Origin of the sequence: Streptomyces sp. NPDC049813 (genome assembly GCF_044465085.1) — a bacterium.
GTDB lineage: Bacteria > Actinomycetota > Actinomycetes > Streptomycetales > Streptomycetaceae > Streptomyces.
The window spans coordinates 513884-527349 of record NZ_JBITLI010000001.1; the positions used below are offsets into that span (position 1 = coordinate 513884).

At 73.6% G+C, this 13466-nt stretch carries 15 protein-coding genes and 1 pseudogene; 10 read left to right on the forward strand and 6 right to left on the reverse strand.

Annotation, left to right across the window (positions count from 1 at the left end; genetic code table 11):
• Nucleotides 1–76: 76 nt before the first annotated feature.
• Both ACIBW6_RS02145 and ligD read left to right on the forward strand, forming a co-directional pair.
• Entirely contained in the window at nt 77–958 is an 882-nt protein-coding gene (locus ACIBW6_RS02145) for an SDR family oxidoreductase (protein WP_399055574.1), read from the forward strand.
• A 93-nt stretch (nt 959–1051) separates the two neighbouring features.
• Nucleotides 1052–1963 (forward strand): non-homologous end-joining DNA ligase, encoded by a 912-nt coding sequence (gene ligD / locus ACIBW6_RS02150; RefSeq protein ID WP_399055576.1) that lies wholly within the window; start codon nt 1052–1054, stop codon nt 1961–1963.
• 4 nt (nt 1964–1967) lie between these two features.
• On the opposite strand, the gene ACIBW6_RS02155 is transcribed toward ligD, so the two are convergent.
• On the reverse strand, nt 1968–3119 hold the full coding sequence (locus ACIBW6_RS02155) for a Ku protein (protein ID WP_399055578.1): 1152 nt from the start codon (nt 3117–3119) through the stop codon (nt 1968–1970).
• 97 nt (nt 3120–3216) lie between these two features.
• Here ACIBW6_RS02155 and ACIBW6_RS02160 point away from each other — a divergent pair, with 97 nt between their 5' ends.
• Nucleotides 3217–3963 carry an Asp/Glu racemase gene (locus ACIBW6_RS02160; protein WP_399055580.1) on the forward strand — a complete coding sequence of 249 codons (747 nt, stop codon included), beginning with the start codon at nt 3217–3219 and terminating at the stop codon, nt 3961–3963.
• 6 nt (nt 3964–3969) lie between these two features.
• On the opposite strand, the gene ACIBW6_RS02165 is transcribed toward ACIBW6_RS02160, so the two are convergent.
• Nucleotides 3970–4773 carry a VOC family protein gene (locus ACIBW6_RS02165; RefSeq protein ID WP_399055582.1) on the reverse strand — a complete coding sequence of 268 codons (804 nt, stop codon included), beginning with the start codon at nt 4771–4773 and terminating at the stop codon, nt 3970–3972.
• A gap of 486 nt (nt 4774–5259) precedes the next feature.
• Between ACIBW6_RS02165 and ACIBW6_RS02170 the strand changes: the two genes are divergently transcribed.
• Complete coding sequence (locus ACIBW6_RS02170; protein ID WP_399055584.1) at nt 5260–5586, forward strand: plasmid stabilization protein; 327 nt, start codon at nt 5260–5262, stop codon at nt 5584–5586.
• A 110-nt stretch (nt 5587–5696) separates the two neighbouring features.
• On the opposite strand, the pseudogene ACIBW6_RS02175 reads toward ACIBW6_RS02170, so the two are convergent.
• A pseudogene (locus ACIBW6_RS02175) lies at nt 5697–5909 on the reverse strand (hypothetical protein); the annotation flags it as partial.
• Nucleotides 5910–6184: 275 nt separating this feature from the next.
• Nucleotides 6185–7537 carry an APC family permease gene (locus tag ACIBW6_RS02180; protein WP_399055586.1) on the reverse strand — a complete coding sequence of 451 codons (1353 nt, stop codon included), beginning with the start codon at nt 7535–7537 and terminating at the stop codon, nt 6185–6187.
• A 206-nt stretch (nt 7538–7743) separates the two neighbouring features.
• Between ACIBW6_RS02180 and ACIBW6_RS02185 the strand changes: the two genes are divergently transcribed.
• The 4 genes from ACIBW6_RS02185 to ACIBW6_RS02200 all read left to right on the forward strand — a co-directional run bounded on the left by ACIBW6_RS02185 (nt 7744) and on the right by ACIBW6_RS02200 (nt 10809).
• Complete coding sequence (locus tag ACIBW6_RS02185) at nt 7744–7989, forward strand: DUF6479 family protein (protein ID WP_399055588.1); 246 nt, start codon at nt 7744–7746, stop codon at nt 7987–7989.
• Nucleotides 7990–8000: 11 nt separating this feature from the next.
• Entirely contained in the window at nt 8001–8234 is a 234-nt protein-coding gene (locus ACIBW6_RS02190; protein ID WP_399055590.1) for a hypothetical protein, read from the forward strand.
• Between the two features lie 382 nt (nt 8235–8616).
• Nucleotides 8617–9888: a phosphatase PAP2 family protein gene (locus ACIBW6_RS02195; RefSeq protein WP_399055592.1), complete on the forward strand. Its 1272-nt coding sequence runs from the start codon at nt 8617–8619 to the stop codon at nt 9886–9888.
• 126 nt (nt 9889–10014) lie between these two features.
• The gene (locus tag ACIBW6_RS02200) at nt 10015–10809 is read left to right on the forward strand and encodes a VOC family protein (protein ID WP_399055594.1); all 795 of its coding nucleotides are present in this window, start codon (nt 10015–10017) and stop codon (nt 10807–10809) included.
• Nucleotides 10810–10869: 60 nt separating this feature from the next.
• Here the strand turns inward: ACIBW6_RS02200 and def are convergent, their stop codons facing one another.
• Complete coding sequence (gene def, locus ACIBW6_RS02205) at nt 10870–11517, reverse strand: peptide deformylase (protein WP_399055596.1); 648 nt, start codon at nt 11515–11517, stop codon at nt 10870–10872.
• 275 nt (nt 11518–11792) lie between these two features.
• On the opposite strand from def, the gene ACIBW6_RS02210 reads away from it, so the two are divergent.
• Nucleotides 11793–12533: a GNAT family N-acetyltransferase gene (locus tag ACIBW6_RS02210; RefSeq protein WP_399055598.1), complete on the forward strand. Its 741-nt coding sequence runs from the start codon at nt 11793–11795 to the stop codon at nt 12531–12533.
• Nucleotides 12534–12552: 19 nt separating this feature from the next.
• Here the strand turns inward: ACIBW6_RS02210 and ACIBW6_RS02215 are convergent, their stop codons facing one another.
• Entirely contained in the window at nt 12553–13002 is a 450-nt protein-coding gene (locus ACIBW6_RS02215; RefSeq protein WP_399055600.1) for a MarR family winged helix-turn-helix transcriptional regulator, read from the reverse strand.
• A 153-nt stretch (nt 13003–13155) separates the two neighbouring features.
• On the opposite strand from ACIBW6_RS02215, the gene ACIBW6_RS02220 reads away from it, so the two are divergent.
• Entirely contained in the window at nt 13156–13422 is a 267-nt protein-coding gene (locus tag ACIBW6_RS02220; RefSeq protein WP_399055602.1) for a hypothetical protein, read from the forward strand.
• The last annotated feature ends 44 nt before the right edge of the window (nt 13423–13466 follow it).

Sequence of the window (13466 nt, forward strand, 5' to 3'; positions counted from 1 at the left end):
AGCAGGCTGAGGCGTACGCGTCACCGGGCGGCGCCCGGCGCAGGCACAGAACGGACCGCAGGAAGGACGAGCACCGATGGGTGGCACCCCGCAGGACCCGACGACGAAGCACCCGCAGCCCGACTTCGCCCAGCAGGACCAGCAGCCGCCGGGCTGGAGCGGACCGATGGACCCGCCGCCCGACCACGGCGAGGAGTCCTACCGCGGCAGCGGGCAGCTGACGGACCGGGCGGCCGTCGTGACCGGCGGGGACTCCGGGATCGGCCGGGCCGTCGTGCTGGCGTACGCCCGCGAGGGCGCGGACGTGCTCTTCACCCACCTGCCCGAGGAGGCGGAGGACGCCCGGGAGACGGCCCGGCTCGTCGAGAAGGCGGGCCGCCGCGCCGTGGCCGTGCCGTGCGACATCCGGGAGGAGGAGCAGTGCCGCCGGCTCGTCGAGCGGGCGGTGGCGGAGTTCGGCCGGATCGACGTGCTCGTCAACAACGCGGCCTACCAGATGTCCCAGCCCGACGGCATCGGCTCGATCTCCACGGAACAGTTCGACCGGGTCGTGCGCACGAACCTGTACGGCATGTTCTGGCTGTGCAAGATGGCCGTACCGCACATCCCCTCCGGCGGCTCGATCATCAACACCACCTCGGTGCAGGCCTACAAGCCCAGCCCCCACCTGCTCGACTACGCCATGACCAAGGGCGCCATCGTCACGTTCACCCAGGGCCTCGCGCAGATGCTGGTCGACCAGGGCATCCGGGTCAACGCGGTCGCCCCGGGGCCGGTGTGGACCCCGCTCATCCCCGCGACGCTCCCGGACACCGCGGAGTTCGGCAAGCAGGCGCCGATGGGCCGCCCGGCCCAGCCCGCGGAGATGGCGCCCGCCTACGTGTTCCTGGCGTCGGAGCACGCCAGTTTCATCACGGCGGAGATCATGAACGCCACCGGGGGCACGCCGCTGCCGTGAGCGGACCGGAGCAGCGGGGCAGCCGGAACACGGTCGGCCACCAGGCCAGGCAGCGGAACAGCCGGTGATGAGCGGTGCGAAGGAGGCGCAGGGATGAGCTCCGACATCGAGGTACGGATCGGGCGGCGCACGGTCGGGGTCAAGCGGGCCGACAAGGAACTGTTCCCGCAGGACGGCCTCACCAAGGCCGACCTCGTCGAGCACTACCGGCGGGTCGCCCCGCGCATGCTCCCCGAGCTGCGCGGCAGGCCGCTGATGCTCGAACGGATGCCGGACGGCATCGAGGGACAGCGGTTCTACCAGAAAGAGGTCTCCGACTACTTCCCCGACTGGGTCCACCGGACGGTGGTGGACAAGGAGGGCGGCGAGGTCACCCACGTGGTCTGCGACGACGAGGCGACCCTCGCCTATCTGGCGGGCCAGGCGTGCATCACCCCGCACCGCTGGCTGAGCCGCGCGGACCGGCCGCGCCACCCCGACCGGCTGGTCTTCGACCTCGACCCGCCCGCCGACGACTTCGCGCCGGTGCGCCGCGCGGCGCACCACCTGCGCGAGCTGCTCGACGAGCTGGAACTCGCGTCCGGCCTGATGACCACGGGCTCACGGGGGCTGCACGTCGTCGTGCCGCTGAACCGGCGCGACGACGCCGACGACGTGCTCGCCTTCGCCCGCGCCGCCGCGCACGCGCTCGCCGAGCGCCACCCCGATGAGCTGACGACCGAGCCGCGCAAGGCCGCCCGCGAGGGGCGGCTGTACCTGGACGTCGCCCGCAACGGCTACGCCCAGACCGTGGTCGCGCCGTTCGCGGTCAGGTCCCGGCCCGGCGCGCCCGTGGCCGTCCCGGTGGCCTGGGACGAGCTGGACGATCCCGCGCTGAACGCCCGCCGCTGGACGGTGGCCGACCTCGGCGACCGCCTGGACCAGGACCCCTGGGCGGGTCTTGCGCGGCACGGCGCCGGCGTGGGGGCGGCGGACCGGCGGCTGCGGGCCTTGGGCCAGGGGTGAGGGCTCAGGACGAGGCCCGCTGCCGGGACGTCCCGCGGAGCGCCGCGACGAGGTCGTCCCGGTTCATGGCGGACCGGCCCGGGACGCCGGCCTCCGTCGCGCGCCGGTAGAGCTCGGCCTTGGTGAGCGCGTCGAGCGACGCCGGCCGCGCGGTCCCGTTCGCCTTCCTCCCGCCGCGGGAGCGCCGCTTGGCGGCGGCCTCGCTGATCTGCGTGGGAGGCGGGGGCGCGGCGTCGGTACGCCCCTTGCCGGCGCCGGACGACGCTTTCTTCGCGGCTCCCTTCCCGTCGGCGGCCCCCTTCCCGGAGGCGGCCTTCCCGGGGGCGGAGCCCTTCCCACCGGAGGCCCCCTTCCGGGAGGCGGACTTCTTCCCGGCGGGCTTCTTCGCTCTGTCGACGCTGGCCCGCAACGCGTCCATCAAGTCGACCACGTTGGTGGACTCGGCGGGCGGTTCGGCCTTCTCGACGGCCTCACCGGTCCGCTTCGCCTCGATGAGCGCGCTCACCTGCTCCTGGTAGGTGTCGTGGAACTCCTCCGGCCGCCACTCCATGCCGAGGGTGTCCACCAGCTGGCGGGCCATCTTCAGCTCCCGGTCGGTGACCTTCGTCCTGCCCGGGAGGTCGTCGATCTCCCGGCGCGGGTCGCGGATCTCGTCGGCCCAGTGCAGGGTGTGCAGCGTCAGGAGCCCTGCCTCGGCCTTCACCGCCACGAGGTACTGGTGGTTGCGCATCACGAACGTGGCGATGCCGGCCCGCCCCGTCTCCTCGAGCACCTTCTCCAGCAGGGCGTAGACCTTGGCGTACTCCTTGCCCTTGGGGCCGAGGTAGTACGTCTTGTCGAAGAAGACCGGCTCGACCTCCGCCAGCTCGACGAAGCCGGTGATCTCCAGCGCCTTGGACCGCCCGGGGGCGATGTCGTCCAGCTTCTGCGGCTCGACGAGCACGTACTCGTCGCCGTCGTCGTAGGCCTTGACGACCTCGTCGAGGGGGACCTCCTCGCCGGTCCGCTCGTTCACCCGCTTGTTGCGGACGCGGTCGGAGGTGCCGCGCTGCAACTGGTGGAACCGGACGGTGTGGCTGTCCGTGGCCGTGTACATCTGGATGGGCAGGGACACGAGACCGAAGGTCAGCGTGCCGCTCCACACTGGACGCGCCATATGCGCCGCACCCCTTTCGCTTTCCCCCATGGCACCCCGGCCACCGGCGCACCGCATCCGGGGAGCGGGCCGTGCCCGGCGGGTTAGCCTCGGTGGGATGCGGCAGCCAGCACCCCGTGATCCGGTCCCGCGCCACGTAGCAGTGGTCGCTTCCCACGACTTCACGCGCCCGGACGAGCTGCGCCGCTGGCTGCCGCCGCACGTGGCGTGGTCGCTGGCCCGCACCGAGGAGGTGCGGGCCCACGGCCAGGACAATCTGCGGCTCGTCTCCCGGCTCGGCCGCCCCGAGCTGCTGGCCGGACCGGTCCGCGCACTCGTCGACGCGGGGGCGGAGGCGGTCGCGTACCTCTGCACGGCGTGCAGTTTCGTCGACGGCGTGGCCGGCGAGCGGGCGCTGCGCGAGGCGATCCGGGCGTCCGGCGCACGCCGCGCCCTGACCACGAGCAGTGCGGTGACGGCGGCGCTGCGCGCGCTGGGGGCGCGCCGCCTCGCCGTGGTGCACCCCTACCAGGAACCCGTCGACCGGCTGCTGACCGGATACCTGGAGGCCTGCGGGTTCGAGGTCGTGGCATGCACCTCGCTGGGGCTCGACGCGGTCGAGGACGTCTACGCGGTGGGGGAGACGCAGGTGGCGCGGGCCGTGGCGCGGGCCGATCACCGCGCGGCGGACGCGGTCTTCGTCAGCTGCACCGCCCTGCCCACCTACGACGCCCTGCCCGGCCTCGAACAGCGTCTCGGCAAACCCGTCGTCAGCGCCAACCAGGCCACGGTCTGGGCGCTGCTGCGTGCCGTGGGGGAGCGGGCGCGCGGCGCCGGGCAGCGGCTGCTCGGTGTCGGTTCCTGACCGGCGTCACCCGGTGCGCGCGTGCGAGTTCACCGCGAAACGGGCGCCGTCGGGGTCGCAGAGCACGGCTTCGGCGGAACCGTCGGGGCCCTGGAGCACCTTGCCGCCGTTGGCCTCCGCCGCGCGGGCGCAGGCCTCCACGTCCGTGACGGCAAAGTGCACCTGCCAGCGCGGCCGGATCGCCGGGTCCGGCGCGGCCTCCACCGCTCCGGAGTGGATGCGGGCCACGATCTCGCCCCTGCTGCGCAGCACGACCTCCTCGTCCTCGTACTGCACGTCGCAGGCGTCGGGCGCCCCGGACGCCCAGCCCAGGACCTCCCCGTAGAAGATGGCCGCGTCGAAGGCGTTGCGGGTGTGCAGGGCGACGAAGGCCGGGGCGGCGCGGCGCCACTCCTCCCAGCCCGCCACCAGCGCACCCTCCCAGATGCCGAAGACCGCGCCGTCCCGGTCGGCCAGCAGGGCCGCCCGGCCCGGCGGGAAGGAGAGCGGGCCGACGGCGGTCGTCCCGCCCCGCTCGTGGCTGCGCGCCACCGTCTCGTTCGCACTGGCCGCGGCGAAGAACGGGGTCCAGGCGACGGAGGTCTGCCCGATGCTCTTCGCGGCGGAGACCCCGGCCACCGGCATCCCGTGCACACTCGCGAACCGGTACTGGTCGCCCATCGCACCGGTGTTCCACTCCCAGCCCAGCACGGCGTGGTAGAACTCCTCGGCGACGCGCAGGTCATACGTGGACAGACTGACCCAGCAGGGCGCACCCGAGACCGATCGGCTGGCCGGGACCTGGTGTGCAGGTGTGTGGAAGCTGCTCATTTTCGTACCGTTCTGAGGTCGGTGGAAGCCCCCCACCCGCGCTGAGCCACTGGCGCCCGGCCCGGGACCGGATGGCGACCGGTGGCCGGTGGTCCCTGGAGGAGCGCGAGACCTCCAACGAACGAACCGCTCGCTGGATGCGTCGCCGTCACTCTCGTGGCTGCTCGAACCACCACCATTAGACCCGGCTCCTTCCTCTCCCGCCTCCGCTGAGGTGGCCTCGCGGAACTGTCGCGTCCGGTCCGCGGGACGGGTGACCTGCGACGGCGCCGGTGAAACGTCCTCGCGTGCGGCCCGTCGGGACCCCGCGGGCGCCCGCCGCGGCGGCTCATCCGTTCGGCCCCCGCCTGCTCGCCCCGCCGGGGCGCCCCACGTCAGATGGGAGCAATCCGGAAACCGGGTGAGCGGCCCGCCGGAGGGTACGCGGAAGGTCATCGCAGAGCGCCGGCGGACGAGCGAGCCGCCCCGGCCCGGAAGGAGAACGGCATGCCGCAGGGTTCCAGCGCGAAGCGCGAGCGCCAGTACGAGCACATCAAGGAGGGCGCGGAGAAGCGCGGCACCTCCAAAGGGCGCGCGAAGGAGATCGCGGCCCGCACCGTGAACAAGGAGCGCGCCCGCTCCGGTGAGTCGAAGACGGCGAGCAAGACGTCCACGCGGGACAGCAAGTCCGCCCCGCAGCGCGGCGGCGAGCGCTCCCACAGCGGTTCCCAGGGGCCGACCAGGGACCAGCTGTACGCGGAGGCGAAGAAGAAGAACATCGAGGGCCGCTCCTCGATGAACAAGCAGGAGCTGGCCAAGGCCGTCGGCCGCTGACCGGCGGGCGCGCGGCGCGGCCCGCGCCACGCGAGGACCGGGGCCGGCCCTGACGGGATCACTCCCGTGAAGGGCCGGCCCCGTCGGGTGCGGACCGGTCACCTGACCGGTCACATGGTGGTGCCGAACCGCTCCCACACGCGGTGGGCGCCGAGCAGCTCCCGCAGCTGTCCGAGGACCACGGTGGCGTCCTCGCCGAGCACGACAACGGGGGCGTCCGTCGGCAACCCCGCGGCGTCGATGACCCGGCCCGCCCCCGGCCAGCCGCCGATGGCCTTGCCGTGCCGGAACGCCTCGTCCAGGAGCAGCCGCAGCCGCGGGTCGACGCACGTCGGCGGCGTCCTCGGTGCCGTCGGTCACGATGCCGACGATCCGGACGTCGACCGGCCAGACCGCCGCCGCGACCGAGCCGCTCGGGAGTCCGCGCCCCAGCCCGGCCGAGAGAGACGACGGATGGACGAGAACCACCCCATCAAAGAAGCGCCGTCCAGGGCGCTGGGCCGCTGCGACGGTGCGCCGCGGCAGCGGATCCAGCAGGGGTACCCGGATCGCGGGGATACGCACGGGGCTGTTCAGTTGGTTCCCGGCCGGTTCTCGGCTAGTTCTCGTCGCCGGGAGTTCCCGTGCCCGCCCGCGCGCCGGCCGTGCGGCGTCGCACGGCCGCCACCGCGCCCAGGACCACCCCGACGGCCAGGACGATCAGCCCCCGCAGCCACACCTCGCCGTCGACCTGCGTGGCCAGCACCACGCACGACAGCGCGCCGAGGACCGGCAGCACGGTGAACGCCCGGAAGTGCGGCGGCGCCTCACGGTCCCGGCGCAGCACCAGGACCGCGGTGTTGACGAGGAAGAACACCACGAGCAGCAGCAGCACGAGCGTGGAGGCGAGCGTCTCCACGTCCCCGGTGAGCGCCAGCAGGAAGGAGAGCACGGTCGTCACCGCGATCGCCGCCCACGGCGTCCGCCGCCCGGGCAGCACCCGGGTCAGGATCCCCGGCAACAGCCCGTCCCGCGCCATGCCGTAGGCGAGCCGGGAGCTCATGATGCCGGTGAGCAGCGCGCCGTTGGCGACGGCGACGAGGGCGATGGCGCTGAACACCTTCGGCGGCACCCCGCCCGCCTCCTTCACCACCTCGAGGAGCGGGCCGCTGGAGTCGGCGAGCGTGTCCGTCGGGACGGCGGCCGAGGCGACGATCCCGACCAGGGCGTAGACGGCCCCCGCGGTCACCAGCGCCCCGAAGAGGGCGCGCGGGTAGGAGTGGCGCGGATCGCGGGTCTCCTCCGCGACGTTGACCGACGTCTCGAAGCCGACGAAGGAGTAGTACGCGAGGACCGTCCCGGACAGCACCCCGGCGAGGGCCCCCGAGTCGGCGGTGCCGAGGTGGACGAGCCGGCCCGCGTCACCGTCCCCGCGCAGGAACAGCCACACGCCCAGGGCGACCACGAGCAGCAGACCGCCGACCTCGACGAGGGTCGCGGCGACGTTGGCGCGGGTCGACTCGCTGATGCCGCGCGCGTTCAGCAGCGCCAGCGCGCACAGGAAGACGGCGGCCACCAGGACGACGGGCAGGCTCACGAAGGCACTCAGGTACTCGCCGGCGAAGCCGCGGGCCAGCGCCGCCACCGAGACGATGCCCGCCGCCAGCATGCAGAACCCGGCGAGGAACCCGGCGAACGGCCCGTACGCCAGGGTCGCGTAGTGCGAGGCGCCGCCCGCCCGCGGGTACTTCGTCGCCAGCTCGGCGTAGGAGGCGGCCGTCAGCAGGGAGAGCAGCAGGGCGAGGACCAGCGGCACCCACACGGCGCCGCCCGACTTTGCGGCCACCTGCCCGACGAGGACGTAGACGCCGGCGCCCAGGACGTCCCCGAGGATGAAGAAGTAGAGGAGCGGGGTCGTCAGCGCCTTCTTGAGCCCGGTGCCCTGCTGCTGCGCGCTCGTCTCTGCGGCCACTCGACTGCTCCTCGATACCGGCGAGGGGTCCCTCGCTCCGCCGACCCGCTTACACCCTGGGCCAAGTAGCCACACCCGGCCAGCTGAAACGATCTCCGCCCGCTCGCCCGTACCAGACGGCCGGGCGGAGATCACGGGAGAGCACCGGAAGATTCTTTCCTCGCCCGCCTGTGCGGTTTCCGCGCGGATCGGGGTACATGAGGCGCATGCACACTCACAGCCACATCGTTCTGGCCGCCGGGAGCGGAGGCTCGCTCGTCTTCATCGTCGTCGGCGTTGTCGTGGTCCTCGGTCTGCTCGCCATGTTCGTGACCGGTCGCCGCCGCGCGGCCCGCCGCACCGAGCCCACCCAGCCGGCCCCCGGCACGCACCCGGGCAGCGACGAGGCCCAGCGCGGCACCACCTGGCAGACCCCTGACGACGACCCCGACCAGGGTCACCCCCACCCCTGACGGGCGGCAACGTGACACAGACGCACCGCACGGCCCCGGTACCGCCGATAGTCGTCCGCCGTCCGCTCGGGACCGGCGGGCGGCGGGTGACGGCGCACGGACGGATCCTCGGCCTCGCGCACTCGGACGCGGACGTCGTCGCCCTGCTGCGCGGGGCGGAGCTGCCCGACGCGGAGCTGCTCCTCGACGACGGCTCGTTCATGGCCTGGCAGGGCGGACACGCGCACCACTACGAAGCCGCGTGAGCCACCGCCGCCGTGCCGGTCCCGTGCATATATGCCGTTTCGCCTACGCAGCCGCCGCCGCGCTGCCATATTGAGGTCGTACGCCGGGCCACGCCCGGCGGCCGGGGCCCCGCCACGCATCCCCCGTCGTGGCGGGGCTTCTCCGTTGCCCGGGCCCCTGACCGCGGTCCGGCGCTCCGATAACATGATCCGATCTCACCGTGATCCCGCAGTGATCGCGCCGAGCACCCGCGCCGCGCCGGAGAACAAGGTGATCCAGCAGGAAGGGTGGACCACCTACCGGACCGCAGACATCGGCTGACCTTTGATGACACCAGAAGAGCGAACGACTCCGCGCACCAGACCCGGCACCATATCCGCCGTTCTGCGCCGGCCACGGACGTTGCTGTGGACCGCGGCGGCGGTGGCGACCACGGCGTTCCTCGTCGTCCTGGAGATCGTGGCACGCCGCTACGGGCTGCCGGGACCGATCACCACCCAGACGCGCGAGGTGATCCTCACCCCGGAGTCGGGTCCGCTGCTCTACGCCGGGCTGGCGCTGACGCTGGTGGTGCTCACCTGGCGGCAGCGGCTCGTCGCGGTGGCCGCCGCGGCCGGCATCGACCTGGTCTTCCTCCTGGTGCGCCTCGCGGTGGGCGCCGACCCGGCGTTCGGCAACGGCGCCCTCTGGGTCATCATCGGCGTCGCCGTCCTCGCGCTGACCCGCCGCACCGGCGCCGACCGGTCCCTGCTGCTCAAGGGCGTCGGCCTCGGCCTGCTGCTGGTCGCCGGCCACAAGACCGGCGACACCTGGCTGCTCATCACCTCCGAGTCACGCCCCGAGGTGCTCGACCCGTACGTGGCGACCGCGGACCACGCGCTCGGCAACCCCTCGTGGCTGGTCGGCCGGCTCGTCGAGGCCAGCGGCCCGGTCGGCACCCACGTCCTGCACGCCGTGTACGGCCAACTCCCGCTGGCGGCGGCCGTCGTCGCGCTCTACCAGCTGCGCCACGTGTCGGTCGAGCGCCGCTTCCCCGGTCACCACCTGGTGCGCACCTTTCTCGTCATAGGCCTGCTCGGCCCCGCGATCTACATGATCTTCCCCGTCGTGGGACCGGTCTTCGCCTACGGCGCCGACGGCGCCGGCTGGGCGGTGGCCGACCTGTGGCCGCACACACCGACGGCGATCAGCCCCCCGCACCCGGTGCTCTTCGACGAGATCACCCCGCGCAACTGCATGCCGAGCCTGCACACCGCCTGGGCCACCACACTCTTCATCCACTCCCGCAAGGGCTCCCGCCTGATGCGGTTCGCCGGCGCCTTCTGGCTGGTCGCGACGGTCACCGCGACGCTCGGGTTCGGCTACCACTACGGCGTGGACCTCATCGCGGGCGTGGTCTTCGCCCTCACCATCGAGGTCGCCATGCGCGCCTTCGAGCGGGGCTGGGACCGGGCCGCCGTCCAGCAGGTCACCCACGGCACGCTGGTCTTCGCCGCGCTGCTGACCGCCTACCGCTACCTGCCGCTGGAGATGGCCCGGCACCCGTGGGCGTACGGACCGCTGCTCCTGCTCGCGACGGCCTCGGTGGTCCACGGCTACGTACGGCTCACCAAGGCCTGGCACCCGAAGGCGGGGCCGGCCCCGCTGCCCGAACCGCAGCTGATGCAGGCCTGAGCGACCCCGGAAGCCGGGCGGGCCCCACCGTCCGCACGGATGGCGGAGCCCGCCCCCGCGGCCTAGCGTGGACCGGGAGGCCGGGCTCCGTCCTGCCCGGTGAGGACCTGCGGAAGGCGGCGCGTCATGCCCGTACCACCCGAGGGCGCGCCGGTCTGGGCCGACGCGATGTTCCCCGACCTGGAGGCCGCGAAGGCCTTCTACACCGAGCTGTTCGGCTGGACCTTCGATCCCGGTGCCGAGGAGTTCGGCGACTACACGCAGGCGCGGACCGCGGGCGGCAAACGCGTCGGCGCGCTCGCGCCCCAGATGCCCGGCATGGATCCCGCCCCGGCCGCCTGGAACCTGTACTTCGCCACCCCGGACGCCGCGGCGGCCGCCGAGCGGATCAAGAGCGCGGGCGGCACCCTCGCCATGGAGCCCATGCGCGTCGGCGACTTCGGCACGATGGTCACCGCGCAGGACCCCGCCGGGTGCTGGTTCAGCGTCTGGCAGCCCGGGACGCACGAGGGGTTCGAAGCCGTCAACGAGCCCGGCGCGTTCTGCTGGGCCGAGGTCACCACCCGTGACGCCGCGAGCACCGACGCGTTCTTCACCTCCGTCTTCCCGTACGAGGTGAAGAAGATGGCCGACGAGCACGTCGACTTCGACGTCTGGCAGCTCGGCGGCGCCCCGGTCCTCGGCCGGCTGCGCATGACCGACGAGTTCCCCGCGCACGTACCCTCGTACGTCAACGTGTACTTCGTCGTCGACGACTGCGACGCGGCGCTCGACACGGTCCGCAACCTCGGCGGGGCCGTGCACTTCGGGCCGGCGGACAGCCCCTTCGGCCGGTTCGCCTCGGTCGCCGATCCCCAGGGCGCCGCCTTCACGGTCATCGACGTGACGACGACCAAGGGCGAGATGCCGCGGCTGGACTGAGGAAGCGGCGGGCCCGTGCCCGCCGACGTCAACAGGCGTGCGGCGCGGGCCCGCTGACGGTCAGTCGGAGTCGGGCATCCGGAATCCCAGTTCCCGGGCGGCCAGGTGCGCGGTGGGCTGGGCCCAGCGCTCCACGGCCTCCTGCGTCAGCGTGGACGACAGCGAGCGCGTCTCGGCCCGGTCCAGGTACAGCGTGCCGTCCAGATGGTCCGTCTCGTGCTGCACGATCCGGGCCGGCCAGCCGCCGATCTCCTCGTCCACCGCCCGGCCCCGCTCGTCCTGGGCCCGCAGCCGCACCCGCTCGTGCCGGGCGACCACCGCCTGGTACCCCGGCACACTCAAGCACCCTTCGTAGAAAGCCACTTGGCCGCCGCCCGCATCCTCGTACGCCGGGTTGACCAGCACCCGGAACGGCAGCGGGACGCGGCCGCGCGCGGCACGGACCTCCTCCGGGACGCCCGCCGCGTCCTCGATCACCGCGAGGCGCAGCGCCACCCCGACCTGCGGCGCGGCCAGGCCGACGCCGGGCGCCGCGTGCATCGTGGCCCGCATCGCCTCGATCAGGCGGGCCAGCAGCGGCTCGGACAGCTGCCCGTCGAACGGTTCGGCGGGGCGGCGCAGGACGGGGTCGCCGGCGGCGACGATCGGCAGTACGGCGGGCCCGGCGAGCAGAGCCTCGACACGGTCGGTCAGTGAGATGGTCGGCATCGCGCCAGCATGCCCACTGCGGCCACCACCGGGCAACGCGCCCCGCCTCCGCCGCCCTACGGGCACATGACCGCGGACGGCTGCCGTACGGGCACATTGCCGTGGATGTGGGCAGCGTTGCGCCCGTGTGAACACGTTGCTACCTCGTGAACACTGCACGTACCCGGGAATGCCGGCCCTGACCTGGGGGTTCGATGGTGCTGGGGTGCGCTCGCGGTCGCGGTGGCGCGCCGCTTCAGGACCGCAGCGAGCCGAGACACGAGAGAAGGGTCCGGATGACCGAGGCCACGACGGAGACGCACGGGCGTCTGCCGCAGCCCGCTCCCGGCGCGGGTACGCACCCGCTCGACAACCCGGCGCACGCGGCGCTGACCGGCCCGCACGCCCACCTCGCCGAGCGGTACGGCCGGATCCTGCGTTACCCCGTCGACGTCTCGCCCTGGCTGGCGCTGCCCGCCGATCCGGGGCCCGGGGACTGGGCGGACCTGGCCGCGTTCGCCGGACCCGGTGCGGAGGTGTCCCTGCCGGGCACCGTCCGGACCCTGCCCGACGGCTGGGAGCTGACCCAGGACATCCCCGGCGTCCAGTTCGTCGACGCCGGGGTGGCCGCGGCGCACGACCCCGAGGCGGTCCGCCTCACCCCGGCCGACGTGCCCGAGATGCTCGACCTGGTCGCGCGCACCCGGCCGGGCCCCTTCCTGCCGCGCACCATCGAACTGGGCACCTACCTCGGCATCCGCCGCCAGGGCGTCCTCGTCGCGATGGCGGGGGAGCGGCTGCACCCGCCGGGCTGGACCGAGATCAGCGCGGTCTGCACCGACGCGGGCCAGCGCGGCCAGGGGCTCGCGGGGCGGCTCGTCCGTGCGGTCGCGGCGGGGATCAGGGAGCGCGGCGAGACCCCGTTCCTGCACACCGGCGAGGGCAACGTCCAGGCGATCCGGCTCTACGAGTCCCTCGGCTTCGCGCTGCGCCGCAGGACCCGCTTCCGCGCGGCCCGCGTACCGCAAGCCTCCTGACCGGTCGGGGAACGCGGCCTCAGTCGTCCCGCGCGGACTCGTTGTACCGCTCCAGATACGCGGCGAACCGCGTCAGGTCCTCTTCGGGCCAGTCTGCGAGGCGCTCACCGAAGATCTGCCGGCGGCTGACGGTGACCTGGGCGAGGATCTCCGCCCCCGCGGGGGTGGGGAGCAGGACCTGGACGCGGTGGTCGTCCGGTTCGACGCGCCGCGTCACCAGACCGGCCCGTTCGAGCGCGGCGACCTGCCGGCTGACCGTGGACTTGTCCAGGGCGAACTGCGCGGCGAGGTCGGTGGCGCGGCAGCCGCCCTGCTCGTCGAGGTGGCTGAGCAGCGTGTACGAGACGAGCGACAGCTCGGGGTGCATCCGGGCCGCCGTCGCCCTGGCGCGCCGCGCGAAGGACGTCAGCTCGCGCTGGATGGTCTCCACGGCCGACGCGCGGTCGGCGGTGCGGTCGGGCTCTGCCACGTGACGGTTCCTTTCCTGGCGCTCGTTGCATTCTACAACCAGGCCGTGCCGGAGGGGTTCGGGCCCGGGTCGCGCGCGGGACGACAGGCGGGGCCCCGTGCCGAGCGGCGTGGGGCGGACGGGAATGGTCGGACAGGCCCTAGCCTCCGGAGCATGAGTCACACGCCCGAGGTCCCCGCCCGTTGCACCATCGTCCTCAAGCCGCGTCTGACCGACGCCGAGGGCCGCCCCGACCACGGCAACCCGTTGCGGACCGTGCCGGTGACGGCGACCGGCGCCGTGGGCGCGTCCGGCTATCCGCGCTACGCGGGCGAGGGGGTCCAGGCCGACATCGACCCGCGCACCCGTGCCGTGGAGGCGGTGACCGTCGACGGCGAGGAACTTCCGTACGGGTGGGTGGCCGAGGTCGCGGACGCGTAAGCGGGCCGGGCCGGACGAGCGGGCGGCTTGGCGGGCGGTCCCCG